The 25,361-nt window shown below is 71.7% G+C and carries 23 protein-coding genes and 1 pseudogene; 10 read left to right on the top strand and 14 right to left on the bottom strand.

Going from position 1 to position 25,361, the window contains the following annotated elements:
- Positions 1–111 precede the first annotated feature (111 nt).
- Genes ORV05_RS16980 through ORV05_RS16970 form a run of 3 tightly spaced genes read right to left on the bottom strand, consistent with a single transcriptional unit; the run spans position 112 to position 2,533 of the window.
- Entirely contained in the window at positions 112–666 is a 555-nt protein-coding gene (locus ORV05_RS16980) for a cysteine hydrolase family protein (protein WP_268759477.1), read from the bottom strand.
- A 26-nt stretch (positions 667–692) separates the two neighbouring features.
- A complete protein-coding gene (locus tag ORV05_RS16975; RefSeq protein ID WP_268759476.1) occupies positions 693–2,096 on the bottom strand; it encodes an MFS transporter in 1,404 nt (467 codons plus the stop codon).
- A complete protein-coding gene (locus ORV05_RS16970; RefSeq protein WP_268759475.1) occupies positions 2,093–2,533 on the bottom strand; it encodes a MarR family winged helix-turn-helix transcriptional regulator in 441 nt (146 codons plus the stop codon). Before ORV05_RS16970 ends, ORV05_RS16975 begins: the two co-directional genes overlap by 4 nt.
- Before the next feature lie 160 nt (positions 2,534–2,693).
- On the opposite strand from ORV05_RS16970, the gene ORV05_RS16965 reads away from it, so the two are divergent.
- Positions 2,694–4,445 carry a thiamine pyrophosphate-dependent enzyme gene (locus ORV05_RS16965; protein ID WP_268759474.1) on the top strand — a complete coding sequence of 584 codons (1,752 nt, stop codon included), beginning with the start codon at positions 2,694–2,696 and terminating at the stop codon, positions 4,443–4,445.
- A 24-nt stretch (positions 4,446–4,469) separates the two neighbouring features.
- Here ORV05_RS16965 and ORV05_RS16960 read toward each other — a convergent pair whose 3' ends face one another.
- Positions 4,470–5,363: a LysR family transcriptional regulator gene (locus ORV05_RS16960; protein WP_268759473.1), complete on the bottom strand. Its 894-nt coding sequence runs from the start codon at positions 5,361–5,363 to the stop codon at positions 4,470–4,472.
- Between the two features lie 142 nt (positions 5,364–5,505).
- On the opposite strand from ORV05_RS16960, the gene ORV05_RS16955 reads away from it, so the two are divergent.
- A complete protein-coding gene (locus ORV05_RS16955) occupies positions 5,506–8,319 on the top strand; it encodes a helix-turn-helix transcriptional regulator (protein WP_268759472.1) in 2,814 nt (937 codons plus the stop codon).
- A 4-nt stretch (positions 8,320–8,323) separates the two neighbouring features.
- On the opposite strand, the gene ORV05_RS16950 is transcribed toward ORV05_RS16955, so the two are convergent.
- The 5 genes and pseudogenes from ORV05_RS16950 to ORV05_RS16930 form a co-directional block, all read right to left on the bottom strand.
- Positions 8,324–9,550, bottom strand: a complete 1,227-nt coding sequence (locus tag ORV05_RS16950; RefSeq protein WP_268759471.1) for an MFS transporter — start codon at positions 9,548–9,550, stop codon at positions 8,324–8,326.
- Between the two features lie 226 nt (positions 9,551–9,776).
- A complete protein-coding gene (locus ORV05_RS16945; protein WP_268759792.1) occupies positions 9,777–10,748 on the bottom strand; it encodes an alpha/beta hydrolase in 972 nt (323 codons plus the stop codon).
- Between the two features lie 237 nt (positions 10,749–10,985).
- Positions 10,986–11,549, bottom strand: a pseudogene (locus ORV05_RS16940) (alpha/beta hydrolase); the annotation flags it as partial.
- Between the two features lie 338 nt (positions 11,550–11,887).
- Positions 11,888–12,385 carry a VOC family protein gene (locus tag ORV05_RS16935; protein ID WP_268759470.1) on the bottom strand — a complete coding sequence of 166 codons (498 nt, stop codon included), beginning with the start codon at positions 12,383–12,385 and terminating at the stop codon, positions 11,888–11,890.
- A 12-nt stretch (positions 12,386–12,397) separates the two neighbouring features.
- Positions 12,398–13,162: a pirin family protein gene (locus ORV05_RS16930; RefSeq protein WP_268759469.1), complete on the bottom strand. Its 765-nt coding sequence runs from the start codon at positions 13,160–13,162 to the stop codon at positions 12,398–12,400.
- Between the two features lie 167 nt (positions 13,163–13,329).
- Here ORV05_RS16930 and ORV05_RS16925 point away from each other — a divergent pair, with 167 nt between their 5' ends.
- Positions 13,330–13,677: a UBP-type zinc finger domain-containing protein gene (locus tag ORV05_RS16925; RefSeq protein ID WP_268759468.1), complete on the top strand. Its 348-nt coding sequence runs from the start codon at positions 13,330–13,332 to the stop codon at positions 13,675–13,677.
- A 25-nt stretch (positions 13,678–13,702) separates the two neighbouring features.
- On the opposite strand, the gene ORV05_RS16920 is transcribed toward ORV05_RS16925, so the two are convergent.
- From ORV05_RS16920 to ORV05_RS16910, 3 genes are all read right to left on the bottom strand, one after another.
- Positions 13,703–14,872, bottom strand: coding sequence for a serine hydrolase domain-containing protein (locus tag ORV05_RS16920; protein WP_268759467.1), 1,170 nt, complete (start codon positions 14,870–14,872; stop codon positions 13,703–13,705).
- Between the two features lie 114 nt (positions 14,873–14,986).
- Positions 14,987–16,018: an SDR family oxidoreductase gene (locus ORV05_RS16915; RefSeq protein ID WP_268759466.1), complete on the bottom strand. Its 1,032-nt coding sequence runs from the start codon at positions 16,016–16,018 to the stop codon at positions 14,987–14,989.
- Between the two features lie 23 nt (positions 16,019–16,041).
- A complete protein-coding gene (locus tag ORV05_RS16910; protein ID WP_268759465.1) occupies positions 16,042–16,467 on the bottom strand; it encodes a MerR family transcriptional regulator in 426 nt (141 codons plus the stop codon).
- A 143-nt stretch (positions 16,468–16,610) separates the two neighbouring features.
- On the opposite strand from ORV05_RS16910, the gene ORV05_RS16905 reads away from it, so the two are divergent.
- Together ORV05_RS16905 and ORV05_RS16900 are read left to right on the top strand one after the other, a co-directional pair.
- Positions 16,611–16,946, top strand: a complete 336-nt coding sequence (locus ORV05_RS16905; RefSeq protein WP_268759464.1) for an L-rhamnose mutarotase — start codon at positions 16,611–16,613, stop codon at positions 16,944–16,946.
- 5 nt (positions 16,947–16,951) lie between these two features.
- On the top strand, positions 16,952–17,635 hold the full coding sequence (locus ORV05_RS16900) for a FadR/GntR family transcriptional regulator (RefSeq protein ID WP_268759463.1): 684 nt from the start codon (positions 16,952–16,954) through the stop codon (positions 17,633–17,635).
- A 292-nt stretch (positions 17,636–17,927) separates the two neighbouring features.
- Here ORV05_RS16900 and ORV05_RS16895 read toward each other — a convergent pair whose 3' ends face one another.
- Together ORV05_RS16895 and ORV05_RS16890 are read right to left on the bottom strand one after the other, a co-directional pair.
- Positions 17,928–18,683 carry an SDR family NAD(P)-dependent oxidoreductase gene (locus ORV05_RS16895; protein ID WP_268759462.1) on the bottom strand — a complete coding sequence of 252 codons (756 nt, stop codon included), beginning with the start codon at positions 18,681–18,683 and terminating at the stop codon, positions 17,928–17,930.
- Positions 18,683–19,540: a fumarylacetoacetate hydrolase family protein gene (locus ORV05_RS16890; RefSeq protein WP_268759461.1), complete on the bottom strand. Its 858-nt coding sequence runs from the start codon at positions 19,538–19,540 to the stop codon at positions 18,683–18,685. Before ORV05_RS16890 ends, ORV05_RS16895 begins: the two co-directional genes overlap by 1 nt.
- 135 nt (positions 19,541–19,675) lie before the next feature.
- Between ORV05_RS16890 and ORV05_RS16885 the strand changes: the two genes are divergently transcribed.
- The 5 genes from ORV05_RS16885 to ORV05_RS16865 are packed head-to-tail and all read left to right on the top strand — an operon-like array spanning position 19,676 to position 25,346.
- Positions 19,676–20,953 carry an L-fuconate dehydratase gene (locus ORV05_RS16885; protein ID WP_268759460.1) on the top strand — a complete coding sequence of 426 codons (1,278 nt, stop codon included), beginning with the start codon at positions 19,676–19,678 and terminating at the stop codon, positions 20,951–20,953.
- Entirely contained in the window at positions 20,946–21,902 is a 957-nt protein-coding gene (locus tag ORV05_RS16880) for an aldo/keto reductase (protein ID WP_268759459.1), read from the top strand. Before ORV05_RS16885 ends, ORV05_RS16880 begins: the two co-directional genes overlap by 8 nt.
- Entirely contained in the window at positions 21,899–22,792 is an 894-nt protein-coding gene (locus ORV05_RS16875) for an amidohydrolase family protein (RefSeq protein WP_268759458.1), read from the top strand. Before ORV05_RS16880 ends, ORV05_RS16875 begins: the two co-directional genes overlap by 4 nt.
- On the top strand, positions 22,789–24,354 hold the full coding sequence (locus tag ORV05_RS16870) for a sugar ABC transporter ATP-binding protein (RefSeq protein WP_268759457.1): 1,566 nt from the start codon (positions 22,789–22,791) through the stop codon (positions 24,352–24,354). The genes ORV05_RS16875 and ORV05_RS16870 overlap by 4 nt, the downstream gene beginning before the upstream one ends.
- On the top strand, positions 24,351–25,346 hold the full coding sequence (locus ORV05_RS16865; protein WP_268759456.1) for an ABC transporter permease: 996 nt from the start codon (positions 24,351–24,353) through the stop codon (positions 25,344–25,346). Before ORV05_RS16870 ends, ORV05_RS16865 begins: the two co-directional genes overlap by 4 nt.
- Positions 25,347–25,361 lie beyond the last annotated feature (15 nt).

The following is a 25,361-nucleotide window of genomic DNA, read 5'->3' as shown; positions in this document are numbered from 1 at the left end:
CGCGCTTTCGAGTCCGAGGGCCGTGAGGGGTCCCCTCACGGCCGTATCGGCTGTGAGGGGACCCCTCACGGGAAGCGGCCCCGGCGCTCGGCGGCGGGGCGGCGCGGCGGGTCAGCCAGCGAGGGTGGCCGACCACTCCTCGACGGTGCTCACCTCGGCCTGCCTGGCGAACACCTTGTCCACCAGGACCCGGTGGACCTCGGGATCCGGGTCGTAGCAGCCATCGGACAGCACCGTGAGCCGGTAGTCGAGGTCGGCGGCCTGGCGCAGCGTGGACAGCACGACCCCGCCCGTGGCGATCCCGCTCAGCACGAGGTGGTCGAGGTCGGCGGCCCGCAGCACCAGCTCCAGGTCGCTGCCGGTGAAGGCGCTCACCCGCTTCTTCGTCACCACGGTCTCCCCGGGAAGGGGCTCGACGGCCGGGTGGATCGCGGAACCGGGGTCGCCTTCGACGAACGCGCCGGGCGGCAGTGCCCCGAAGTTCTTGTTGCGCGGGGCGCATTCGGGATGACCGGCGCGGAAACCGAGAACCACGTGGACGACGGGGATCCCGGCCGCGCGGGCGGCCTTGACCGCCCCGGCGAGCCGTGCGGGATACCCGTCGTCCTGGACGCGGGCCACGATGGCCTGCTGGACGTCCATCACGAGCAGTGCGGTGCCGGGCATGGGCATTCCTTTCTCAGAGGGTTGTGTCACGGCCGGACGGAAGTGGTGGCGGCCCCGGTCGCGGCGCCCACCCGGGCGAGCGCCCGATCCGCGGCGGTCACCAGGAGGAACAGCACGGCGGTGCCGAGCATGAACCAGGACAGGTGGTGCAGCCCCGTCGTGTCGGCCCTGCGGGCGAGCAACGCGCCGTTGGCGGCGGAGGCGACGATGGCGCCCAGGTAGCCGAAGGTGCGCAGCAGGCCCGACGAGGAGCCGATGCGCTCCGGATCCGCTTGGTGGTACACGGAGTTCTGCAGGGCGAGGCTGTTCAGTCCCTGGGGAACGCCGAACACCACGGCGACGACGAGGAGCAGCCAGAACGGGCTGGCCGGGCCCAGGGTGAGCAGCAGGACGCAGGCGGCGATCTGCCCCAGCGCGCCCACCAGCAGTTTGCCGCGCACCTGGGCACGCCGCCCCGTGGTGACCGAGACGAGGATCCCCACGGCGAACAACGGCAGTTGCGCGAGCCCGGCCTGGGCGGCGGAAAGGCCGCGACCCTGCTCCATCCACTGCGTGTAGCCGTAGAGGAAGGCGTAACCCACCACGTAGGCGAGCAGCGCACGCAGGTAGGTCAGGACCAGGGGCAGGTTCCCCCGGAGCAGCCGCAGATCGATGAACGGCGACGCCGCCCGCAGTTCCCTCGCCACGAATCCGGCTCCGGCGGCCGGCATGGCGGCGAGCAGGTACCAGTGAGCGGGGTCCGCGTGCATCAGGAACAGCAGCAGGGACACCAGGGCGGCCGCGAACAGGGCCATACCGGCAAGGTCCAGACCACTGCGAGTGCTTTCGCCGGCCGGTCCGGGCGCCTTCGGCAGGCGCAGCGCACCCAGGACCAGGCCGAGCGCCGCGAGCGGAATGTTCAGCGCGAGCGTGGCGCGCCAGCCGCCGAAACCGATGAGGAGCCCACCGAGGCTGGGCCCGATCACCGCGATCGTCTGGGTGGCGACGGCCACCGCCGTGAGTACCCCGGCGGGGCTGTCGCGCCCGGTGCGGCGGGCTTCGCTGCGGATGAGGTACATCGCGGACGGATATCCGGCGCAGGTGCCGAATCCGAGCAGCACGCGTGCCGCGATCAGCGCCCCGAGGCCGGGGGCCAGCATCCCGGTGATCCCGGCGAGCCCGGTCAGCGCGGTGCCGGCGAGGAACAGGCGGCGGGGCCCGTAGAGGTCGACCAGCCTGCCCACGACCGGCTGCCCGATGGCGGTGGCCAGGTACAGCGCCGAAATGAGCCACGCCGTCTGCGACGGGGGCGCGCCGAACGCCACCCCGATCGGCACCAGCGCCACCGAGATGATCGAGGAGTTGACCGGGTTCAGGATCGACCCCACGATCATCGGCGCGAGCAGCTTCCGGTCGAAGCCGTCCCCGGGGGAGACTCGGCTCGGCGTCATGCCTCGGTCAGTCTTTCCAGGAGCGCCATCGCCTTCAGCAGGGTCTGCCGCTCCCGTTCGGTGTAGCGGTCGTGCAGCGCGCGGGCCAGCCACTCCTCGCCCGCGCGGCGCTTGTCTTCGAGCAAGGCGTGCCCGGCTTCGCTCACCGACACCAGTTGCCTGCGGCCGTCCTGCGGGTCCGCGCGCCGCTGGATCAGCCCTCGCTCGTCCAGCGCGTTCAGGGTGCTCGTTATGGACTGGTGCCGCACCCCTTCCGCCTCCGCGAGTTCGCTCGCCGACGCCGGTCCCTCCTTGTCCAGCCTGCTCAGCGCGGAGGTCTGGGAGGGAGTCAATCCCTCGTTGTCGTAGGTGCGCTTGAACCGCCGTCGCAGCCTGCCCACCGTGATCCGCAGTTCGCGTGCGCCCTGCACGGCCGACTCGGCCACCGTCTCTTCCATGACCACCCACCTCACAGTTCTGCAGCCCAAACTGTACAGGCTTGGCTGCGCAGCTTTGACTGTATCAGAGACGCGGACCAGTCGACCGACCGATGCGTCCGGCCCGGCGGCGCGCCCAGGATGGTCGGCGCCGGGGGCGTACCGACGAGGAGGGTGCCGAATGTCGCGAACCGTGGCCGACGACTTGGTGGCGGTGCTGGTCCAGGCCGGGGTCCGCCGGGTGTACGGGCTGGTCGGGGACAGCCTCAACGCGCTCAGCGACGCGATCCGGCGCAGCGGGGGCGCCGTCAACGGCGGGCTGGACTGGGTCCACGTGCACAACGAGGAAGCCGCCGCCTTCGCCGCCTCCGCGGAGGCGCAGCTGACCGGGCGGCTGGCGGTGTGCGCGGGCAGTTGCGGGCCCGGCAACACACACCTCATCCAGGGCGTCATGGACGCGCACCGGTCGGGTGCGCCGGTGCTGGCGCTGGCCTCGCACATCGCGAGCAGGCAGATCGGCACCGGGTTCTTCCAGGAGACCAAGCCCGAAGCCCTCTTCGCGCAGGCCAGCCACTACTGCGAACTCGTCTCCCAGCCCGCGCAGCTGACCCGCGTGGCCCGCCTCGCCATCCAGAACGCCGTGGGCCGTGCGGGGGCGGGCGTGCTCGTACTGCCCGGTGACCTGCTGGCCGCGGACTCACCGGGCCCCGTGCCGCCCAGCGCGGCCCCCGCCGCCCGCCCGCTCCCGGCGCCCCGCGAGGACGAGGTCGACGAACTGGCCGCGCGCATCAACGCCGCGGGCACGGTCGCCATCTTCGCGGGCATCGGGTGTGCCGGGGCGCGGGAGGAGGTGCTGGCGCTGGCGGAGCGGATCAACGCCCCGATCGGGCACACCCTGCGGGGCAAGGACGTCCTCCAGCACGACAACCCCTACGACGTCGGCATGACCGGGCTGCTCGGGTACGGCGCCTGCTACCGGGCCCTGCACGAGGCCGACCTGGTTCTGCTGCTGGGCACCGACTTCCCCTACGACGAGTTCCTGCCCGGGCGCGACACCGTGCAGATCGACCTCGACCCGGCCCGGTTGGGCCGTCGCACGCCGCTGGTCCAGGGCATCGCCGCGGACGTCGCACTGACCCTGCGCGCCGTACTGCCCAAAATCGACCAGTGCTCGGACCGCACCTTCCTCGACGAGATGCTGCGGCAAACCCGGCGAAGCATCGAGCGCACGGTCAAGCCCTACAGCCACGACGTGCTCCGGCTGCGGCCGATCCACCCCGAGTACGTCGCCTCGGTGGTCGACGAGCTCGCCGACGACGACGCGGTGTTCACCGTGGACACCGGGATGTGCTGCACCTGGGCGGCCCGCTACCTCACGCCGAACGGCAGGCGGCGCATCCTCGGCTCCTTCGTGCACGGCTCGATGGCCAACGCGCTGCCCATGGCGATCGGTGCCCAGGTGGCCCAGCCCGGCAGGCAGGTCGTCTCCTTGTCCGGGGACGGCGGCCTCGCCATGCTGCTCGGTGAGCTGCTCACCGTGAAGACGCACCGGCTGCCGGTGAAGGTGGTGACCTTCAACAACTCCAGTCTCGGCATGGTGCGGCTGGAGATGATGGTCGCCGGCGACCCGCCGTTCGAAACCGATCACGACGAGGTGGACTACGCGGCGCTGGCGGCCGCGGCGGGCTTCCACACACGGCGGGTCACCGATCCGGCCGAGTTGCCCGCGGCGGCCGCCGCGGTGCTCGGCCACCAGGGGCCCGCCCTGCTGGACGTGGTCACCACGGCGGACGCGCTGGAGGTGCCCACCCATCTCACCGTGGCGGAGGCCAAGGGGTTCGCCCTGTCCCTCGGCAAGACCGTGCTGAACGGGGGCCTGGGGCAGGTGCTCGCGCTCGCCCGCACCAACCTGCGCAACATCCCGCGGCCGTAGGCGGTTGTCGGTGAAGTCCTTCTTTCAGCCCTGGCTTCGCGAAGACCGCAGCAGCTCCTCCAGGGTCCGGGTGGCCGGCGAGCTCCCGTCCGCCCGGACGTAGGCGCCGATGGTGAGCGAGAGTTCCCGTTCCGCCAGCCGCAGCGCGGTAGCGTCACCGAGATCCCTGGCGAACGACCCGGGGACGATCGCGATGCCGAGACCGGCCACGGCGAACCGCACCATTTCCGGGATCTGGCCGAGTTCGAAGGCGATCTCGCGCTGGACGCCCTGGATGCGGAACGCCTCGTCCACCCGCTTGCGCAGCTCGGTGCGGGCGCGGAACTCGATGAACGGCCCGGAGGCGGCGAGTTCGGTGAGCCCCGCGCGCTTGCGGCGGGCCAGGGGGTGGTGCCCGCCGACCACGGCGACGGCGGGTTCGGCGGGCAGCAGCGGGTGGAATTCGACGTGATCGGGGCAGGGTTCCAGGGTGCGCGCGGCCAGCGCCAGGTCGAGCTCCCCGGCGGCCACCATGGCCACCATTTCGTGCCCCGGCCCGGTGACCGTGACCAGCTTGACCTCCGGGTAACGCCGGTGGTAGGCGCCGAGCACGCCGACGAGATCGAGCAGATGGCTCGCGGTCTGCGTGGCGCCGATGCCGAGCCTGCCCCGGTGCAGCCCGCTGATCGCTTCGACCTCCTCCTTGGCCAGGCGCACGTCGGCCAGGATGCGCCGGGCGATCGGCAGCAGCGCCTCCCCGGCCTGGGTGATCCGCACGGCCCGGGTCGTGCGTTCGAAGAGCCGTTCGCCGAGTTCCTCTTCGAGCCGCGCGAGCCGGTGGCTCAGCGCGGACTGCACGACCCCGCAGCGGCGGGCGGCTTCGGTGAAGCTGTGCGATTCGGCCAGTGAAACGACGTATTCGAGCTGTCGCAGTTCCATGGTTTCCCTTGGTCGGTCCGGAATGGACCACACACTAATCTCCAGCGTTCATCGGTGCGATGAAACCAAGTCGTGGCTGAACTGGATGTCATACTCGGGCCCGGCCCCGGCGGTGCCGGGCCGGGACCGGAAGGGGTGTGCGTTGCCGGGTGCTGACCGACTGATCGGCCGCGACGCCGAGCGAAGGCTGCTGGCCGGATACGCGTGCGGCACCGCGGGACAGCCGCGGTCGGTACTGCTGCTGGGCGCGGCCGGGCTGGGGAAGTCGGCCCTGCTCGCGGACTGCGCCGAAGGCGCCCGCCGGGCCGGGATGACGGTGCTGTCGGCCTGGGGGACCGGCATCCGGTGCGGGCAGCCCTTCGCCGGGCTGCACGAACTGCTGCACCCCGTGGTGCCGTGCCAGGAACGGCTGCGGCAGGAGGAGGCGCGGGCGCTCGCCGTGGCGCTGGGCGAAGGCCCGCCCGGGGCCGTGCCCGCCCCACTCGTGCTGCGGACGGCCGTGCTCAACCTGCTGCGGGTCGCGTCCCGCCGGGCCCCGGTGCTGCTCGCCGTGGACGACGCCGATCTGCTGGACCGGGACTCCTTCGACGTGATCGCCTTCGTGCAGCGGCAGCTGACCGGGGAGGCGATCGCCGTGGCGCTGACCGTCTCGGGGCCGGTGGCCCCGGCGGGGCTGAGCCCGGCGATCCCCACGATCACCCTCACCCCGCTCCGGGAGGCCGCCGCGGCCGCGGTGCTGGACGCCCAGCCCGCGGCGCCGACCGGGCCGGACCGGTTCGGCGTGCTTCGGGAGGCCGCCGGGAATCCGCTGGCGATCGTCGAACTGTGCCGCGCCGTCGCGGAAGGGAGCGGGGCGGCGCTGTCCACCTTCGCCACTCCGCAGTCGGAGCGCATCAGGGCGATGTTCGCCGCGCGCTTGGGCCGCCTCCCGGAACTGACGCGCAGGCTCGTGCTCCTCGCCGCCGCCGGACCGGGGACCGAGCCGGTCACCGCGCTGCTGGGGGCCGCGGGCGAGAAGGCCACGCTCGCCGACTGGGTGCCCGCCGAGGAGGCCGGGCTGGTGACCGTGGTGGGTGGGCGGGTGAGCTTCCGCCATCCACTGGTCCGTGCCGCCGCCTACCACCACGCGAGCGCCACGGCGCGGCGGCAGGCGCATCTGGACCTGGCGCTGCAGGCGGCCGACGACCCGAGGCGGCGCGCGTGGCATCTGACCGGCGCCGCGCTCGGCCCGGATCCGGCGGCCGCGCAGGCACTGGAGGAGGCCGCCGATCAGGCCTGGCGGAAGGGGGCGTACTTCGAAGCGGCCCGGGCGTTCCAGCGAGCCGCGGACTGCAGCGAAGCGCCCGCGGAGCGCGCCCGCCGCCTCGTGCTCGCGCTGAAGCTGGTGAACGGACTCGGCGACCCCGCGTGGGCGCAGCAACTCCACGCACAGGTGCGGGAGGCGACCGACGACCCGGAGTTGCTCGCCGTGGCGGGCAACTCCGCCGTCCACGCGCTGTTCCTGGACACCCGGCAGTGTGCCGCCTTCGCGATCGTCTCCGCCCTGCTGGGCCGTGAGCGGGCCTGCCGCCGGTCGGCGCTGCCGGTGGCCACCCTCGGCGCCGCGATCGTCCACGAGTCCGGTCTGGCGTCCCACCGCAAGGAACTCGCCCGGCTGATGGACCACGTCGCGGCGGACACCGCGATGGGCCCTGCGATGGGCACTGGGGTGGGCGCGGACGCGGTCGATCCGGTACTGCCGCCGTACCTCGGCGCGGACGCGTCGGAACCGCTGGCGGATTTCGTGCGGGCCGTGCTCGAACCGGGCCGCCCCGCGGGGGAGATCCTGCACGGCCGCCACGACCGGTTGCGGCGCCGCGCCGGGCTGCCGCCGATGACGCGGCTGGCGATCGGGAGCATCGCCTGGTTCGCCGACGATCCGCGGACCTGCGTCGAGCAGCTCGGCACGGCGTTCACCGAACTGAAGGACGCCGGTGCCGCCGGGGTGTTCATCGACTCGTTCCCCACCATGATCAACGCCCTGATCGGTTCGGGGCTGTGGTCGCGCGCGGAGGCCTTCCTGGAGGAGGCGGACACGGTGGTCACCCGGACCCGAGCCCGCCGCCTCCGGGTCCAGACCGAGGCGCTGCGCGCCCTGCTGCGCGCGCTGCGGGGCGAGCAGGTCGACGCCGCGGCGCTGCACGGTCCACAGTGGTCAGCGGTGGACCTCGCCGAAAACCGCGCGTCGCACGCCTATCTGCTGCTGGCGAGCGGCGCGGCGGCGACGGCCGCCGGCGACCACGAGAACGCCTACCGGTACCTGGCGCAGTTGTTCGGCGGCGGCACCGGCCTCCTGCACTACTTCCTGTCGCCCCGTGCGGTCGCCGACCTCGCCATCGCCGCCCAGCGGACCGGCGAGCACGACCGGGCGCGCGAGATCATCGCGCTGGTACGCGAGGACCTGGGAGACAGGCAGACCCAGCGCACCAGGATCCTGCTCCACACCGCGGAGGCCCTCGTCGGCGAGCCGCGCGAGGCCGAGCACCACTTCCTGCTCGCGGTGGTCAATCCGGCCGGCGAGCAGTGGCCGCTCGACCGCGCGAAGGCCCGCCTGCACTACGGCGAATGGCTGCGCCGCAACCGCAGGCCGCTGGAGGCCCGCCCGCTGCTGGCGACCGCGCTGGAGACCTTCACCCGCATCGGCGCCGCGGGCCTCGCCGAGCACGCGCGGGCCGAACTGCGCGCCAGCGGGGTGGCCAGGGTGCGCCCGTCGGAGGACCCGATGGCCGGGCTGACGGCACAGCAGCAGCACATCGCCCGGCTCGCCGCGCAGGGGCTGCGCAACCGCGAGATCGCGGAAAAGCTCTACCTCTCCCCGCGCACCGTCGGTTCCCACCTGTACAACGTCTACGCCAAACTCGGCGTCACCGGGCGGCACCAGTTGCGCGACCTGCTGGAGCGGGCCCGCGTGCCGTGAGCGATCACGCTTCGGCCACGCGGGCGGCCCGCCGCTCGGTCGTCCAGTAGAGCAGTCCGAGAACGGGCAGGATGGCGGCGAGGATGCTCACCGCGGTCCAGCCCGCCGCGTGGAAGGCGATCGACCCCACCTGCGAGCCGAGCGCTCCGCCGAGGAAGAAGGTGGCGATGAAGACGCTGTTGAGCCGCGCCCGCGCGGCGGGATCCAGCCCGTAGATGGTGTGCTGCCCCAGGATCAGCGTGGTCTGCACCGCCATGTCGATCAGGATCGCGGCCAGGGCCAGCAGGACGACGCTGTGCTGCCCGAACCCGGCCAGTGCGGCCCCCGCGGCCGCCACGGCGAAGGCGGCGCCGGTGATTCCACGGGTCAGGTTCCGGTCGGCCCAGTGCCCGGCCAGCGGCGCCACGGCCGCCCCGGCCGCGCCGACCAGCGCGAACAGGCCGACCCCCGTCTCCGAGTAGCCGAAGCCTTCTCCCGTGAGGACGAACGACACCGTCGTCCAGAAGGCGCTGAACGCGCCGAACATCGTGGCCTGGTACAGCCCGCGCCGCACCAGGGACGGATGCGTGCGCACCAGGCGCACCGTGGAGGCGAGGACGGCGTGGTAGGGCAGGCGGGTGGTGGCGGCGTGCGCGGGCAGGGCCGCCCACAGCGCCACGGCGAGGAGCACGGTCAGCCCGGCCGAGCCGAGGTAGACCACGCGCCATCCGGCGAGGTCGGAGACGAACGCGCTGATCGTGCGGGACAGCAGGATCCCGGTGAGCAGCCCGCTCATCACCCGCCCGACGATCCGCCCCCTGGCCTGGTCGTCCGCCAGGCTCGCGGCCAGCGGGACCACGATCTGCGCGACCACCGACGTCGCCCCGCTGACCAGTGAGGCGGCGAGCAGCACGGGGAACGCCGTCGCCGTGCCCGCCACGACGAGCGCGACCGTGGTGACCGCGAGCAGCGCGATGATCAGGCCGCGCTTTTCGAGCCGGTCGCCGAGCGGCACCAGGAACAGCATGCCCAGCACATAGCCGATCTGGGTGAGGGTGATCAGCGTGCCGGCGGCCGCGGTGCCCAGGCCGAACAGGGCGCCGATCGAAGCGAGCAGGGGCTGGGCGTAGTAGAGGTTCGCGACGGTCAGGCCGGCGGTGACGGCGAGGAGGGCGACGAGCCAGCCCGGCAGGCCGGAGGCGGATCGCGCCGAGGGCGTGCCGGTGGTACCGGGCTCGGTGGGAGCGGACATGGAAGTCCTTTCCGGACAAGGGTTTGCGGGAGGGGGGAACGGCGACGCCGGCGCTCCGAGCCGAGTAACGCTTTCCCGGCGCCATACCTTCCCCGCCGGGCCCGGCGGGGATCTGACACTGTCCTAAATGGACACAGGGGTCACCGGTGGGCTGCCGGACGTTGCCGTGAGGGGTCCCCGCACGGGAAAGAGCGCCAGGGTCCCGGCTGAGCCAGGACGGCTTCGTCTATCGCGCGGGCAGGTCCGGGTGCAGCGCGTCGCGCAGGAATTCCCCGGCCTGCCGGGTGGCCGCGACGGCGGCGTGCGTGTCCCGCAGGGCGTTGAGCATCACGAAGTCGTGGATGATCCCCTGGTACCGCACCGCGGTGACCGGCACACCCGCCGCGCGCAGCTTGGCCGCGTAGGCTTCGCCCTCGTCGCGGAGCACGTCGGCCTCACCCACGATGACCAGCGCCTCCGGCAGTCCCGCCAGGTCGTCCAGTCCGGCGCGCAGCGGCGACGCGGTGATCTCGGCCCGCTGGGCCGGGTCGGTGGTGTACTGGTCCCAGAACCACTTCATCCCGTCGCGGCCGAGGAAGTACCCGGTGGCGAACTGCTCGTAGGAAGCGGTGTCGAAATGGGCGTCGGTCACCGGGTAGAACAGCACCTGCGCGGCCAGGGCGGGTCCCTTGCGCCGCTTGGCCATGAGCGTGATCGCCGCGGTCATGTTGCCGCCGACGGAGTCCCCGGCCACCGCGATGCGGGTGCCGTCGAGCCCGTGCCCGGCCCCGGCGGAGGCGATCCACTCCAGCGCCGCGTAGATCTCTTCGATGGCCGTGGGGTATTTGGCCTCGGGGGAGAGGCTGTAGTCGACGAACACCGTGGCGGCCCGGGCCCGCACGGTCAGTTCCCGGACCAGCCGGTTGTGGGTGTGCGCGTTGCCGAAGACCCAGCCCGCGCCGTGGGTGTAGAGGAGCACCGGCAGCGGCCCCGGGACGCCGACGGGCCGGAAGATCCGCACCGACACCGAACCGGACGGGCCGCCGGGGAGGGTGAGGTCCTCGACCTCGGCGTCGGGCACCTCGACGTCGCCGGACTGCACCTCGTCGACGGTCTTGCGGCCCTCGGCCGGGCCGAGGTCGTAGAGGAACGGGGGTTTCGCGGTGGCCTCCGCGAAGGCCTGGGCGGCCTCTTCCAGGACCGGGATCGCTTCGGGCACGGAACGCTCCTTCGCACGGGATGACGAGCCGACACGGCCAGTCTCGGCGGGCCGGGGCCGTCGTGTCATCGGTCGGTCGACTGGTGCGGTGCGATCCGCCATGGCGTGCCGCAGGAAGGCCCCGCCCTGGCGGATCGCGGCGCGGGCCGTGGCGGTGTCCCGCAGTGCGGCGAGGGAGACGAAGTCGTGCACGGTGCCGAGATAACGGGTGCAGGTGACGTCGGCGCCCGCGGCTTCCAGCCGCCGCGCGTAGGCCTCGCCTTCGTCGCGGGTGACATCGGCCTCGGCCGTGATCACCAGGGTGGGCGGGAGGTGCGCGAGCTCGGTCCGCGGTGTTCTCAACGGTGAAACGGTCGGTTCGTCCCAGTCCCGTGGATCGGCGTACTGGCGCCAATGCCACTCCGCCGCGCCGTGCGTGAGCAGATAGCCGTTGGCGAACCGGTGGTGGGACACGGTGTCGCACCGGGCATCGGTGAACGGGTAGTACAGCACCTGCGCGCCGAGGGAGGGCGAGCCGCGCCGGTGCGCGAGGAGGGCCAGCGCCGCGGCCAGGTTCGCCCCGGCGCAGTCACCGGCGACGGCGAGCCGTTCCGGGGCGATGCCCAGCTCCTGGGCATGGGCCGCGGCCCACGTCAGCACGGCGTAGGCCTCTTCCAGCGCCACCGGGTACCGCGCTTCCGGTGTGCGGCTGTATTCCGGCACCAGGAAAACCGCGCCGCTGACGGCGGCGAGGTCACGGACGAGCCGGGCGTGGGTCACCGCGTCGCCGAGCATCCAGCGCCCGCCGTGGAGGTAGAGCACCGCCGGAGCGGGCTGCCGCACCCCCGGCGGCCGGTGGATCCGGAACCCGGCCAGTCCCGAGCGGGCGGCCGGGATCACCCGGAACTCCGCGGTGTCCTCCGGCGCCCCGTCCTCCTGCCATTCCCGCAGCGCGGCGCGGGCGTCGTCCGCGCCGAGCTGGTGGAGCTGGGGCGGATCGGCCGTCGCCCTGGCCAGCCGGGCCGCCGCCGGGTCCAGGACGACGAACGGGGGTTCGCCCCCAGGTGTTCGCACGACGCCCCCTCTCGCGATCGGCCGGAGGGTCCGGCCGCCGCCCACCACCAGTGTGGGGGAGGGGGCCCGCGGACGCACCAGGCGCCTCACAACACCGTTTCGCCGTACATCTCGCCGAGGGGGTCGGAGATCAGCTCGATCCGGGCGCCGTCGGGGTCGCGGAAGTACACCGACACCTCGCTGTGCACCACGTGCTCGACGCCGGCCTGGCCGAGTTTGTCCTTCAGCCTTCGCCAGCGGGCGGGCTCCACCGAGATCGCCACGTGGCGGAGACCGCCCAGCACTTCCGCGTAGGGACCGATGTCCAGGCCGGGGAAGTCGAAGAAGGCGAGCAGGTTGCCGTTGCCGATGTCGAAGAAGAAGTGCGACGACCCGGGGTAGTCGCGGTTCTCGATGAGCTCGGTGAGCGGGAACTCCAGCAGGTCCTGGTAGAACCGGATGGTCCGCTCGACGTCGCCCGAGATCAGGGCCGTGTGGTGGAGTCCGCGCGCGCTGGAGCGGGGCCGCTCGGCTGCCGGGCGCAGATGCGCGTCCCGGATCCGCCTGCGGTTCCCGGCGAGTGCGGTGAGATCGGGGGTGGTCATGGTCTCGTCCTCTCAGCCGAGGGTGGCGTGCATTTCCCAGACCAGGATCTCGGCGGGTTCGACCGCCGTCACCCGGTGCCCGCCGGTCGCGCTGAAGCGCACGGCGTCGCCCGTGGCGAGCACCCCGGCGCCTTCCAGTTCCACACTGCCCCGGGGTACGAACAGGTGCAGCAGCGGCGCGTCGGGCAGTTGGACGTGCTGCCCGGGCTCCAGGCGTGCGGCGTGCAGCCCGGCGTACCGGTTGCGGATGCGGATCGCGGCGATGCCCTCGTGCGCGGGCAGGCCCGAGGCGACCGGCACCAGCTCGCCGGCGAGCAGTTCGTGGTCGATCTCCTGCTGGTCGTAACCCGGCTCGATCCCCGCCTCGTCGGGCACGACCCACATCTGGACGAAGTGGACGGGATCGCTGTGCCGGTCGCCCGCCAGCCGCCACGAGTCGTTCTTCTCCGAGTGCAGGATCCCGGTGCCGGCACTCATCCGCTGGGCCAGGCCGGGGTAGATCACGCCGGAATGCCCCTCGGAGTCCTGGTGCACCAGCGATCCCTGCAGCACCCAGGTGACGATCTCCATGTCGCGGTGCGGATGGGTCTCGAACCCGGTCCCCGGCTGCACGATGTCGTCGTTGTTGACCAGGAGCAGTCCGTGGTGGGTGTTGTCCGGGTCGTGGTGGCCGCCGAAGGAGAACGAATGCTTCGAATCGAGCCAGTCGATCCGGGTGCCCTTGCGCTCGGCCGCCCGGCGGATGTCCACCTGCGGGCGTAGCTGTGTGGTGCTCACCGGTACCGCCTCCAATTTGGTTGACGTGTCATCTGCCTGTTGGAACCAGGGCGCCCCCCGGTCTATTCCGCGCACGCGACCGGTCGCCCGGCTGATGCGTCCCGCGATCGGGTGGGCAAGACTGTGCGGACCGGCCAAGGCACGCCGGGGGAACGAGGAGAGAGCAGATGGCCGAAGACACCGGAATCGACGTCACCGCGCCCCCGAGCGGCACCGGGTGCGCGGAATGCCTGGCCTCGGACGGATGGTGGGTGCACCTGCGGCGGTGCGCGCAGTGCGGCCACATCGGCTGCTGCGACACGTCGCCCTCGCAGCACGCGAGCGCCCACGCCGAAGCCACCGGGCATCCGCTCATCCGGAGCTTCGAACCGGGGGAGGACTGGTTCTACAGCTACGTCACCCAGGAGATGTACGAAGGCCCGGCCCTCGCGCCCCCGCAGCACCGCCCGGTGGACCAGCCGGTGCCCGGGCCCGCGGGGCGGGTGCCAGCCGACTGGCAGGACCACCTCCACTGAGCACGCCCCGCCCCGCCGAACAGGTCTACAGGGAGGCGTAGAGGGCCTCGACCAGGGCGGTCTTCCTGGGATCGTCGGCGATGTGGGGGCCCATCCTGTTCATCACGTAGCCGAGGCAGACCTGCGCCTCCGGGTCGGCCAGGCCGCAGGAACCGCCGAAGCCGTCGTGCCCGACGGCGCGTGGATTGGGGCCGTAGGAACGGTTTTCACCGCTGAGCCAGAGTCCCAGGCCGAGTTCGGTCTTGTGCGGGAAACCGGCCCCGAGGATGAGGTCGCGGCAGGCACCCTGCCCCTCGCGGACCCGTTCGGTGGCTTCGGGGGAAAGGATGCGCCGTCCGTCGCACCGGCCGTTGCCGGCGAAGATCCCGTACAGCGCGGCGATCGCGCGCGCCGTGCCGTGGCCGTTGGCGGCAGGGAGCCGGGCGGCGCGCCACCGCGGGCTGTTGGCTTCGGCCGCGCGCACCACGGGATTGGCCAGCGCGGCGACGGCGACCGGGGGAAGCTCGGTCAGCAAGGCCGAACTGCCCGCCGTGCCCTCCGCGTGGATCAGCCTGGCCGCCCGGCCCGCCTCCGCTTCGGGCAGTCCGATGCCGAAGTCGAGATCCAGCGGCCCGGTGACCTCGCGGCGCAGGAACTCCTCCAGCGGCCGCCCGGTGATCCGCCGCACGAGCTCGCCGACCAGGAAACCGAAGGTCAGGGCGTGATACCCCTGCCGCGTACCGGGTTCCCACCAGGGCTCCATGGCGGCGAGCCGGGCCGTGGTCAGCTCCCAGTCGTAGAGGTCGGCGACACTCTGCGGCTCGCGCAGGCCGGCGAGGCCCGCCCGGTGGGAGAGCACGAACCGCACGGGGAGCCTTTCCTTGCCACCTGCGGCGAACTCCGGCCAGTACCGCGCGACCGGGGCGTCGAAGTCGAGCAGGCCGCGGTCGGCGAGGAGGTGCGCGCACAGCGCGGTCACTCCCTTGGTGGTCGACCACACGGTGACCACGGTGTCCCGTTCCCACCGCCGGGTCCGGCCGGGATCGGCCCAGCCGCCCCACAGATCCACCACGGTCTTCCCGTCCGCCCGCACCGCCACCGCCGCGCCGAGTTCGCCGCGGTCGGAGAAGTTGGCTTCGAAGGCCGCCCGCACCGGGGCGAACCGGGCGTCGCAGTGACCTTCGACCGGCGGTGCGGGGGAAACGGAGTGCGCCATCGCGGCCTCCCTCGGTCGCTGGGAAACACCACCGAACGTAGGGACCGGCGGCAGGCGCGGGGAAGGTGAGTCAACCGCCCGGGTGGTTCCGTACCGCGAAACGCCGGGTTGCGCTCAGGCGTCCACCAGGCCCAGGCGGATCAGGCTCTCGGCCGTCTCGACGATGGTCGTCTCCGGATCGCGCGGCATCCAGCCCAGGACCGTTCGGGCCCGTTCGGTGCGCACTACGGGAATCAGGCCCAGCCTGCCTGCCGCTTCCCGCAGGGCGGGATTATCGCGGGCCGCCGCACGCACCTCGTCCGCGGTCAGTTCCCGGGTGGGCACCTTCGCCGCGGCGTCGCCGAGCTTGGCCGCCAGGACCCGCGCGATCCGCAGGAAGCTGAAGGTCTCGCCGCTGTCGGCGAGGAAGCGGTGCCCGGCCGCCGCGGGGTGGGTCATCGCCCGGATGTGCAGGTCGGCCACGTCACGCACGTCCACCACGCCGAAATGCAGCGGAGGCACCGCGGGCATGGCACCTTCCAGCATCGCCTTCACCAGGCCGGGGGAGGTCGACACGGGTGGCCCGAGCAAGGGGCCGAAGATGCCGGTCGGGTTGATCACGGTCAGCTCCAGTCCCCGGCCCGCATGCTCCACGAAGTCCCAGGCGGCTCGTTCCGCGATGGTCTTCGACCGGACGTAGGGCGTGTTGCCTTCGTCGGCGGGGTCGGTCCAGTCCGACTCGTCGTATTCGCCGCCGGGCTTCCTGCGGTAGCCCACGGCGGCGAACGAGGAGGTCAGCACCACCCGCCGCGCACCGTGGTCGCGGGCGGCCCGCAGGACCCGGATCGCGCCGTCCCGGGCGGGGACGATCAGGTCGTCGTCGCGTTCGGGCTGGGCGGGCGGGAACGGCGAGGCGACGTGGAGGACCAGGGCGCAGCCGGAGACCGCCTCGGCCCAGCCCGCGTCGGCGGACAGCTCGGCGGTCACGACATCCAGCCGGTCGTCGTGGCCGGTGGCGGCCGCCAGCGCACGGACGGTCGCCCTGCGAGCCGGGGAGCGGACGGTGGTGCGGACCCGGTATCCTGCGCGCAACAGCCGCTGAACCAGGTGGGAACCGAGGTAACCACTGCCGCCGGTGACCAGTACGCTGTCCATTGTGGAGCTCATGCTTTCCTTCCAGGCGGGGTTTTTCAGTTCATCTCGGTCAACAGCGACCGGATCTCGGTGAGGGTGCGGTGCTCGGCCCCGGCGTCCCCGCGTTCGCGGGCTTCCCAGAGGTCTGCCTTGAGTTCCAGGTAGCGTCTGCGCGTCCGCATGCGTTCGATCTCCCCGTCGAGCCGTTCGGCGTTGCGACGGAACAGCTCGTGCAAGCTCGGCGCGTCGGGTCCTTGAAGGTGCCGGAGGTAGTCGCGCAGGTCCCGCACGCTCATCCCGCTGGAACGCAGGCAGCCCAGTGCCTCGATCCGCTCCACGGCGGCTGGCGGGTAGCGCCGGTGGCCGCTGCTTTCGTCGCGGCCCACCGGGTCGATGAGGCCGATCTTTTCGTAGTAGCGCAGGGTCGGTTCCGGCAGGCCGCTGCGCCTGGACACCTCGTGGATCGTCAGCGCGTCTGTCATGGGTCCAGTCTCGGATACTTGAAGCGCTTCAAGTCAAATCATCGGATCTTCTCGCCGTGAACCTCGAGATTCGGTCCTTGGGTGCGACAGGATGCCGAGAAAGATCCGATGTATTCTGCCTTCAGGATGAGGGAAGGAACGGCATGCCGGAGATCGCGCTGCACACGGAGTTGAAGCCCGGCGCCGAACTCGACTACGAGGCGGTGCACGAGAGTATCCCCGCCGACGTGGCGGCCGCGCTCGCCGGCAGCGGCGTCCGGGACTGGCGCATCTGGCGTGACGGCACGCACCTGTTCCACCTCGTCGACGTCGAGGACTACGCCGCGATGCGCCACGCGCTGCGCGAGCATCCCGCCAACGTGCGCTGGCAGGCGACGGTGGGGCCGCTGCACGCCACCCCCGACGACTATTCGGGCACCGACGACGGCCTCCGCTTCGTCTGGAGCCTGTCCGGCCAGCTCGCCCGGAAAGGGGACTGACCGCCGTGTCGGTGACCGACGACGCCATCGAGGCGATCAAGCAGATGATCGTGGACGGCGAGCTGAAGCCGGGCGACCGCCTGCCGCGTGAGCCCGACCTCGCCGAACGGCTCGGCCTGTCGCGTAATTCCCTGCGCGAGGCCGTGCGCGCGCTGTCACTGATCCAGGTGCTGGACGTCCGCCGCGGCGACGGCACCTACGTGACGAGCCTGGAACCGTCGCTGCTGATGGACGCGATGGGCTTCGTCGTGGACTTCCACCGTGACGACACCGTGCTCCAGTTCCTCGAAGCACGGCGCGTGCTCGAGCCCGCCGCCGTCGAACTGGCCGCGCAGCGGATGTCCACAGAGGACATCGAGGGGCTCGCGGAACTGCTCGACTCGCTGGGCGAGCGGCCCACGGTCGACGAACTGGTGCAAAACGACCTCGAGTTCCACCGCAGGATCGCCGCCGGATCCGGAAATCCGGTGCTGTCGTCGCTGGTGGAGAGCGTGTCCGGCCGGACGCAGCGGGCACGGACCTGGCGGGGCATCACGCAGGAAGGCGTGGTGGAGCGGACGCTGACCGAGCATCGCGCAATCCAGCAGGCGCTGGCGGCGCGCCAGCCCGACGTCGCGCGGGCGTGGGCGACCGTCCACATCGTCGGCGTCGAGCAATGGCTTCGCCAGACCCTCGTCGAACGCACCTGACATCCCGGTTGAAGGGCCCCGGCAAAGTCCGGTCGGCTCGGGTCCGCCGGGCGAGTCCCACGCTGGGGCCGGGGCGGGATGCCCTGAAGGTCGCCTTCAGGGGCATCAACGCCCTCAAGGCCACCTTGAGGGCACGCCCCCGGTCCCGGGAGTGCCGTTCCCCTGTCGAGCGGCTGCCGTGAGGGGTCCCCTCAGAGTCGTATCGGCTGTGAGGGGACCCCTCACAGCTCGCAGCCCGGTGCCCGGCACCGGGGCAGGCCGGAAAGGTGCCCGCGCCCGGTGCCGTCGCCGGTCACTGGCCGGGAGGTCGCAGGCGGAGGTCCTGCATGCCGCCGTCCACCGCGATCCCGACGCCCGAGGTGGACGTGGCGAGCGGGCTCGCGAGGTAGACGACGGCGTGCGCGATCTCCCCGGGGGACACGAGCCTCCCGTGGGGCTGCCGGGCTTCCAGCGCGGCGCGTTCGGCCGCGGGGTCCTCGGCCCGTTCGAGCAGCCTGCCGATCCACGGGGTGTCGGCGGTTCCCGGGTTCACGCAGTTGACACGGATGCCCTCGCGCAGGTGGTCCGCGGCCATCGCCCGAGGCAAGGCGAGCACACCGCCCTTCGACGCGCTGTAGAGCGCTCGCTGAGGCAGCCCCGCGGTCGCGGCGATCGACCCGATGTTGACGATCGCCGCGGCCCGCGACCGCCGCAGGTGCGGCAGCGCCGCCCGGCTCGTGCGCACCACGCCGAGCAGGTTGACGTCGAGCACCCGCAGCCACTCGGCGTCGTCGTTGTCGGCGACCGTGCCCTGTGCGCCGATGCCCGCGTTGTTCACCAGGATGTCGAGTCCGCCGAAACGTCCGATGACTGTGTCGATGGCCTGCCGGACCGACGCGTCGTCCGTGACGTCGGCCCGGACTCCGAGCACACCCTCGGTCTCGGGGACCGGTTGCAGGTCGAGCGCCGCGACACGGGCGCCCCGCTCCCGCAGCGCCGCCACCACGGCCGCCCCGATGCCCGAAGCCCCGCCGGTCACCGCGGCCACCAGCCCGTCGAATTCTGCCATCACCGCACTCCCGCCTTGACGAACTCCTGACGCTGCCTGCCCAGGCCTTCGATTTCCAGCTCCACCACGTCCCCCGGCCTGAGGTAGGGGTACTTCCCGGACAGGGCCACGCCCTGCGGGGTGCCGGTCAGGATCACGTCGCCGGGTTCGAGCGCGAGGTACTGGCTGAGATGCCACACCAGGTACTCGACGCCGAAGATCATGTCCGCGGTGGTGGAGTCCTGGCGGGGTTCGCCGTTGACCCAGCTCCGCAGCCGGAGACGGGTGTGGTCCACCTCGTCGGGCGTGACCAGCCACGGGCCCAGCGGGCTGAACCCGGGTGAGCACTTGCCCTTGCTCCACTGGCCGCCGGAATCGGCGAGCTGGAACTGCCGTTCGGAGACGTCGTTGGCGACGACGAAACCCGCCACGTGCGCAAGACTGTCCGAAGTGGACTCCAGGTACAGTGCCCGCCTGCCGATCACGACCCCGAGTTCGACCTCCCAGTCCGTCCGCTCGCTGCCCGGCGGGATCGTCACCGGATCGCCGGGGCCACCGGCGGTGTTGGGGGTCTTGAGGAACAGGATCGGCACTTCGGGCGGGGCGGAACCGGATTCCGCGGCGTGTTCGGCGTAGTTCATCCCGATGCACAGCAGGGCGCCGGGCCGGGCGATCGGCGATCCGGCGCGCAGGGAAGCCGCGTCGGCCACCTCCGGCAGTCCGCCCGCTTCGAGCGCGGCACGCGCGGTGGCGATGCCGCCGGAGGCGAGGAAGTCGCCGTCGATGTCGGCGGCCAGTCCGGAAAGGTCGTAGGTCTTGCCGTCGTGGACGACGACGGGACGTTCCTGGCCGGCGGGTCCCAGCCGGGCGAGCTTCACTGCTGTCTCCTCACGCAAGTGATCGGGTGTCTGACTCGGAATGCTAGGCAAAAGTGCACCAGGATGCGAGCCTTGACGGGCATACATCGGATGTCTATCGTCCCTCTGGCACAGACCGGAAAAGGGAGAGTGTTCGTGGCCCGCATCATCGCCCTGCAGACGCACGACGTGCGTTTTCCCACCTCGAGGACGTTGGACGGCTCCGACGCCATGAACCCGGACCCGGACTACTCGGCCGCCTATCTCCGCCTGGTCACCGACGCGGGCGACGGCCTGGAGGGACACGGCTTCGTCTTCACCATCGGCCGCGGCAACGACGTCCAGGTCGCCGCGCTGCGGGCGCTGGAAGGCCACCTCGTCGGCCGTGACGTCGAGCGGACGCTGGCCGATCTCGGCGGGATGTGGCGCGAACTGGTGCACGATTCCCAGCTGCGCTGGCTCGGCCCCGAGAAGGGGATCATGCACATGGCCATCGGCGCGGCGATTACCGCGCTATGGGATCTGCGCGCCAAGCGCGAGGGCAAACCGCTGTGGCGGCTGCTGGCGTCGCTGACACCGGAGGAGATCGTCGATCTGGTGGACTTCCGGTACCTCACCGACGCGCTCACCCGCGACGAGGCGCTGGAGATCCTCCGCGCCGCGCAACCGGGACGGGCCGAGCGCGAGGAACAGTTGCTGGCGCGGGGTTTTCCCGCCTACACCACCACGCCCGGCTGGCTCGGCTACGACGACGGCAAGCTCGCCCGCCTGTGCCGGGAGGCGGTCGCCGACGGGTTCACGCAGATCAAGCTGAAGGTCGGAGCCGATCTGGAGGCCGACATCCGCAGGCTCGGCATCGCGCGGGAGGTGTGCGGGCCGGACATCCGCATCGCCGTGGACGCCAACCAGCGCTGGGATGTCGGCGAGGCGATCCGGTGGATGGAGGCCCTACGCCCGTTCGGCATCGCCTGGATCGAGGAGCCCACCAGCCCGGACGACGTGCTCGGGCACGCCGCGATCGCCAGGGCCGTCGCGCCGATCCCGGTCGCCACCGGGGAGCACGCCGCGAACCGCGTGCTGTTCAAGCAGTTCCTGCAGGCCGGTGCGCTGTCGGTGCTCCAGTTGGACGCGACGCGGGTGGCCGGGGTCAACGAGAACATCGCGATCCTGTTGCTGGCGGCCAAGTTCGGGGTGCCGGTGTGCCCGCACGCCGGGGGAGTCGGGCTGTGCGAGGCCGTGCAGCACCTGTCGATGTTCGACTACGTGGCGGTGTCGGGCAGCACCGACAACCGCATGATCGAGTACGTCGACCACCTTCATGAGCACTTCGTGACCCCGGTGGAGGTCCACAAGGGACGGTACTTCCCGCCGGAGGCGCCGGGCGCGGGCACCGAGATGCACGCGGCGTCCATCGCGGAGTACACGCATGTCTGACCTGTTACCGGGACGGTTCGCCCTCGGCACCGCGAACCTCGGCAACCTCTACGCGCCGATGAGCGACGAGCAGGCGCACGCGGTGCTGGAAGCCGCCTGGGAGGCCGGGGTCCGCTACTTCGACACCGCACCGCACTACGGGCTCGGGTTGTCCGAACGGCGGCTCGGGACGTTCCTGTCGACGAAACCGCGGGACGAGTTCGTCGTGTCCACCAAGGCCGGAAGGCTGCTCGTGCCCGATCCCGCCGGCGCCGCCGGACTGGACCTGGCGCACCTGTTCCACGTGCCCGCCGCGCACCGGCGGGTCTGGGACTTCTCCGCCGACGGGGTGCGGCGCAGCCTCGACGCCTCGCTGGCCAACCTGGGACTCGACCGGGTCGACCTCCTCTACCTGCACGATCCCGAGGAGTACGACCTCGGCAAGGCGCTGGAGGAAGGGCTTCCGGCCCTGGCCGGGCTGCGGGACGCCGGTGTCGTGTCCGCGATCGGGATCGGCTCGAAATCGGCGCCCGCACTGGCCGCCGGGGCCCGCAGCGGCCTGCTCGACGTGCTGATGGTCGCGGGCCGGTTCACCCTGCTCGATCAGGAAGCGCTCGACGAGATGCTCCCCGAATGCCGCGCCCGCGGGCTGGACGTGGCCGCCGCGGGCGTGTTCAACTCGGGCCTGCTGGCCACCCCGTCCCCGTCGGAAACGGCGCGCTACGAGTACGGCGCGGTGCCGCCCGGGATCCTCGTCCGGGCTCGCGAGATCGCCGCCGTCTGCGCGGAGTTCGCCGTCGACCTGCCCACCGCGGCCCTGCACTACCCGCTGCGGGAGGCGGTGGTGGCCACGGTGGTCGCTGGTGCCGCCAACCCGGAGGAGGTGCGACAGAACGCGAGGCGGCTGGACCGCCCGGTACCGGGCGAACTGTGGACGACACTGCGAGAAAAGGGACTGATCCGGCAATGACGACGGAGCAGACGGAGCAGACGGAGCAGACGGAGCGGGTGGTGGACGCCCACCTCCACCTGTGGGACCTGTCGGTGAGCGACTATTCCTGGCTGCCGCCCGGCGGCCCGTTGCACACCACGTTCACCGCGGAGCGGGCGCGGGCGGAGCTGGACGCGGCGGGTGTCGCCGCGGCGATCCTGGTGCAGGCCGAGGATTCCGAGGCCGACACCGAGTTCATGCTGGGCCAGGCCCGGCGGCACGACTGGATCGCCGGTGTCGTCGGCTGGGCGCGCTTGGAGGATCCCACCACCGCGGAACGGCAACTCGACCGCTGGCGGGAGGGCACGACCGCGTTGTGCGGCGTACGGCACCTGGTGCACGACGATCCGCGGGACGAGTTCCTCGCCCTGCCCGGGGTCCGCCGGTCGCTGGCCCTGCTGGCGGAGGCCGGCCTGCCCTTCGACGTGCCGGACGCGTGGCCGCGTCACCTGGCGGGCGTCGCCGGGCTGGCCGCCGCGCTGCCCGGCCTGACGATCGTGGTGGACCATCTCGGGAAACCGCCCCGCGACCGGGATTCCTTCGCCGCCTGGCGGGAAACGCTGCGCACGGTGGCGGAGCGGCCCAACACCGTGGCGAAGCTTTCGGGCCTGCAGGTTCGGGGTGAACCGTTCACTGTGGACGCCGTGCGGCCCGCGGTGGAGACGGCGTTCGAGCTCTTCGGGCCCCAGCGCCTGATGTACGGCGGGGACTGGCCGATGACCGAGCCCTTCGGTGGTTACGGGCAGGCGTGGTCGGTCCTGTCGCGCCTTCTCGGCGAGCTGTCCGGGGCCGAGCGGGCCCGCGTCCTGTCCGGTACCGCGAGCGCGGTCTACGGCGTGGCTTCGCCGGCCCCGGAGCGTGTGCGGTGACCGGGGCCGGGACGGGCGGCGAGGTGCTGCTCGAAGTCGAAGGGGTGAACAAGAGCTTCCCCGGGGTGCGGGCCCTGCACGACATGCGGCTCGAACTGCGCTCGGGCGAAGTGCTGGCGCTGGTGGGCGAGAACGGCGCGGGCAAGTCCACGCTGATGAAGCTGCTGTCGGGCATCCACACCCCCGACTCGGGCAGTTTCCGGCTCGGCGGTCGGCCGTACGAGCCGTCCGGTCCGCGCCACGCACTGGAAACCGGGATCAGCATCATCCACCAGGAGTTCAACCTGGTGCCGCATCTGACCGTGGCCCAGAACATCTTCATCGGCCGGGAACCGCGGCGCGCCCGGGTGCTGCTCGACGAGCGCAGGCTCAACGCCGACGCCGGCGAGCTGCTGGACCGGTTGCACCTGCCGCTGGACCCGCGCGCGGTGGCCGGGGAGCTCAGCGTCGCCCACCAGCAGATGGTCGAGATCGCCAAGGCGCTGTCCCACCGGCCCCGGGTGCTGATCATGGACGAGCCGACCGCCGCGCTCAACGACGTCGAGGTCGCCACCCTGCACGAGCTGATCCGGCGGTTCACCGGCCCGGGCACCGGGGTCATCTACATCTCGCACCGGATGGAGGAGATCAAGCGGATCGCCGACCGGGTCACCGTGATCCGCGACGGTGAGTACATCGGCACGCGGGAGATGGCCGGGGTGAGCACGCCGGAGATCATCGCGCTCATGGTGGGCAGGGCGATCGACACCGAGGCCCGGCCTCAGGACGTGCGAGCCGACCGCGAAGTCGTACTGAGTGTGCAAGGACTGAGCACCAAGACGCTGCTCAAGGACGTGTCGTTCGACCTGCGGCACGGGGAGATCCTCGGCTTCGCCGGGCTGATGGGGGCGGGCCGCACGGAGGTGGCGAGGGCGCTGGTCGGCGCCGACCGTGCCACCGGGGGCAGCCTCACCCTGCACGGCAGGCCGGTGCGCATCGGCAATCCGGCGGACGCGGCGAAGCTCGGCATCGGCTACCTCTCGGAGGACCGCAAGCGGTACGGCCTGCTGCTGGAGCAGGACGTGAAGGCCAACATCGTGCTGTCCGCGCTGCGGGATTCCTTCACCAGGGCCGGTTTCGTCGCCGACCGTGCACTGCGGGCCACCGCCGAGCGCTACGTCGGCACCCTGCGCATCAAGACTCCCTCGGTGGACCAGACCGCCAAGAACCTGTCCGGGGGCAACCAGCAGAAGGTGGTCATCGCCAAGTGGCTGGCCAAGGACTGCGACGTCCTCATCTTCGACGAACCGACCCGCGGGATCGACGTCGGTGCGAAGGAGGAGATCTACCAGCTGCTGGGCGAACTGGCCGCCCAGGGCAAGTCGATCATCATGATCTCCTCGGAACTGCCGGAGATCCTGCGGATGTCGCACCGGGTCGTGGTGATGAGCGAGGGCAGGGTCACCCGCGTGCTCCCGGCCGCGGAAGCGACCCAGGAAACGATCATGCACTACGCCACCGTGCGGCCGGACGAGCTTCCCGGTGACGGCGAGGACCAGGAACAGAAGGCGGGACGGCCATGACAGCGGTGAAGACCACGGCGGGGCAGCGTCGGCAGGAGGCGGGCTGGACGGCGGCGATCAAGGGCAGGCTGCAGCAACTGCTGGCCTTCGCGAGCCTGATCGTGATCTACGCGTTCTTCTCGTTCGCGAGCCCGTTCTTCTTCTCCTACGGCAACTTCATGGCCATCCTGTTCTCCACGGTGGTCATCGGGACGCTGGCGATCGGCACCACCTTCGTCATCATCACATCGGGCATCGACCTGTCCATCGGGACGGGGATGGCGCTGTGCGCGGTGATGTCCGGGGTGTTCCTGGTGAACATCCACCTGCCGCTGGCGCTCGGCGTGCCGCTGGCGATCCTGTTCGGCGGTTTCATGGGGCTGGTCAACGGGATCACCATCGCGGTGCTGCGGATCCCGCCGTTCATCGCGACGCTGGCGATGATGCTGGTCGCCGAGGGGCTCGCGCTGGTGCTCTCGCACAGCACCCCGATCTACTTCAACGATGTGGCGGGCTACACCGACCTCTCGATCGGCAACCTGATCCCGAACGTGCCGAACGCGGTGCTGATCCTGCTGGTGGTCGCGATCATCGCGGGTGTGCTGCTGACCAAGAGCGTTCTGGGCCGCTACACCTATTCCATCGGCAGCAACGAGGAAGCGACGGCGCTGTCGGGCATCGACGTCCGCAAGTGGAAGATCGCCGTCTACGCGTTCGCCGGGCTGTTCACCGGGCTCGCCGGGGTGCTGATCTCGGCCCGGCTGGGCTCGGCGCAGCCGGCCACCGGCATGGGATACGAGTTGCAGGCGATCGCCGCCGTGGTGATCGGCGGGACCTCGCTGTCCGGGGGCAAGGGCTCCATCATCGGCACCCTGATCGGCGCGCTGATCATCTCGGTGCTCAACAACGGCCTGCAGATCATGTCGATTCCCCAGGAATGGCAGAACGTCATCCTGGGCTGCGTGATCCTGGTGGCCGTCTACATGGACCGCATCCGGAAAAAGGAAGCGTGAACCAGAACAAAGGAG

The organism is Amycolatopsis cynarae (assembly GCF_026802195.1).
Classification (GTDB): domain Bacteria; phylum Actinomycetota; class Actinomycetes; order Mycobacteriales; family Pseudonocardiaceae; genus Amycolatopsis_E; species Amycolatopsis_E rhizosphaerae.
The sequence above is the reverse complement of the archived record's forward strand: the minus strand, read 5'-3'. Positions and strand labels throughout refer to the sequence as shown.

What these genes read in the sequence shown, in the direction of transcription:
- ORV05_RS16925 (WP_268759468.1), top strand. Translation starts at nt 13,330, where the DNA reads ATGGCCGAAGACACCGGAATCGACGTCACCGCGCCCCCGAGCGGCACC.
- ORV05_RS16975 (WP_268759476.1), bottom strand. Translation starts at nt 2,096, where the DNA reads ATGACGCCGAGCCGAGTCTCCCCCGGGGACGGCTTCGACCGGAAGCTG.
- ORV05_RS16865 (WP_268759456.1), top strand. Translation starts at nt 24,351, where the DNA reads ATGACAGCGGTGAAGACCACGGCGGGGCAGCGTCGGCAGGAGGCGGGC.
- ORV05_RS16880 (WP_268759459.1), top strand. Translation starts at nt 20,946, where the DNA reads ATGTCTGACCTGTTACCGGGACGGTTCGCCCTCGGCACCGCGAACCTC.
- ORV05_RS16920 (WP_268759467.1), bottom strand. Translation starts at nt 14,872, where the DNA reads ATGGCGCACTCCGTTTCCCCCGCACCGCCGGTCGAAGGTCACTGCGAC.
- ORV05_RS16965 (WP_268759474.1), top strand. Translation starts at nt 2,694, where the DNA reads ATGTCGCGAACCGTGGCCGACGACTTGGTGGCGGTGCTGGTCCAGGCC.
- ORV05_RS16905 (WP_268759464.1), top strand. Translation starts at nt 16,611, where the DNA reads ATGCCGGAGATCGCGCTGCACACGGAGTTGAAGCCCGGCGCCGAACTC.
- ORV05_RS16935 (WP_268759470.1), bottom strand. Translation starts at nt 12,385, where the DNA reads ATGACCACCCCCGATCTCACCGCACTCGCCGGGAACCGCAGGCGGATC.
- ORV05_RS16950 (WP_268759471.1), bottom strand. Translation starts at nt 9,550, where the DNA reads ATGTCCGCTCCCACCGAGCCCGGTACCACCGGCACGCCCTCGGCGCGA.
- ORV05_RS16915 (WP_268759466.1), bottom strand. Translation starts at nt 16,018, where the DNA reads ATGAGCTCCACAATGGACAGCGTACTGGTCACCGGCGGCAGTGGTTAC.
- ORV05_RS16895 (WP_268759462.1), bottom strand. Translation starts at nt 18,683, where the DNA reads ATGGCAGAATTCGACGGGCTGGTGGCCGCGGTGACCGGCGGGGCTTCG.
- ORV05_RS16875 (WP_268759458.1), top strand. Translation starts at nt 21,899, where the DNA reads ATGACGACGGAGCAGACGGAGCAGACGGAGCAGACGGAGCGGGTGGTG.
- ORV05_RS16970 (WP_268759475.1), bottom strand. Translation starts at nt 2,533, where the DNA reads ATGGAAGAGACGGTGGCCGAGTCGGCCGTGCAGGGCGCACGCGAACTG.
- ORV05_RS16910 (WP_268759465.1), bottom strand. Translation starts at nt 16,467, where the DNA reads ATGACAGACGCGCTGACGATCCACGAGGTGTCCAGGCGCAGCGGCCTG.
- ORV05_RS16960 (WP_268759473.1), bottom strand. Translation starts at nt 5,363, where the DNA reads ATGGAACTGCGACAGCTCGAATACGTCGTTTCACTGGCCGAATCGCAC.
- ORV05_RS16980 (WP_268759477.1), bottom strand. Translation starts at nt 666, where the DNA reads ATGCCCGGCACCGCACTGCTCGTGATGGACGTCCAGCAGGCCATCGTG.